Consider the following 860-nt stretch of genomic DNA (forward strand, 5'->3'; position numbering starts at 1 on the left):
TTAGAAGTCATCTCATTTGGCGAGTCGGCGGTAGCAGATGAGAGTGCAGGCAATGCTGGTGAAGGCCAGGAAGTGGTCGGCCTTGCGTTCGTAGCGGCGGTGGAGTCGTCGGCGGCCGGCGAGCCAGGACATGGTGCGTTCGATGGTCCAGCGGTGTCGGCCGAGTCGCTGCGAGGTCTCGATGCCTTTGCGGGCGATGCGGTGCCGGATCCCGCGCCCGGATAGCCATTGCCGCAGGTGGCGGTAGTCGTAGCCCTTGTCGGCGTGGAGCTTGCCGGGCCGGCGTCGACGGGGGCCTCGGCGGGAGCGGATGGGCGGTATGCCCTTCACGAGCGGGATCAGGGCTTGGCTGTCGTGGACGTTGGCGCTGGAGATTGCGACGGATATGGGCAGACCGGTCCGCTCGGTGATCAGATGGATCTTCGACCCGTACTTGCCCCGGTCGACAGGATTCGGGCCTGTCAGGTCCCCCTTTTCAAGGCCCGCATGTTCACCGAGTCGATCGCGCACCGCGACCAGTCCAACTCGCCGCGGGCACCGAGCTCGTCGAGGACCAAGCGGTGGAGCCTGGCCCACACCCGTGCCTTCGACCACTCCGAGAACCGCCGGTGAGCGGTCGCTCCGGACAGGCCGAACGACGCCGAAGGCAGCTGCAGCCAGGTACAACCCGACGTGGCCACGAACACGATCGCGGCCAGCACCTCCCGGTCGCCGTGCCGACGCCGACCACCACCCTGCGGCCGCGACGGCGCCTCCGGCACCACCTGCTGGAACAACTCCCACAACTCGTCCGGCACCAGCCGCTCAACGATCCCCACCATGACTCACAGACTACCGAGTCACCCAAATGAGATGGCTTC

Annotated in this window: 1 protein-coding gene; it reads right to left on the reverse strand. The window is 66.9% G+C overall.

What is annotated here, in order from left to right:
- Positions 1–12: 12 nt before the first annotated feature.
- Positions 13–821, reverse strand: a protein-coding gene (locus IH13_RS40860; RefSeq protein ID WP_110085015.1) for an IS5 family transposase whose coding sequence is annotated in 2 segments (ribosomal slippage) — positions 13–473 and positions 473–821 — 810 coding nt in all. Because the reading frame shifts where the segments join, the coding sequence is not laid out codon by codon here.
- Between the last annotated feature and the right edge of the window lie 39 nt (positions 822–860).

Source organism: Streptomyces sp. NRRL WC-3549, assembly GCF_000721935.1.
Taxonomy (GTDB): domain Bacteria; phylum Actinomycetota; class Actinomycetes; order Streptomycetales; family Streptomycetaceae; genus Streptomyces.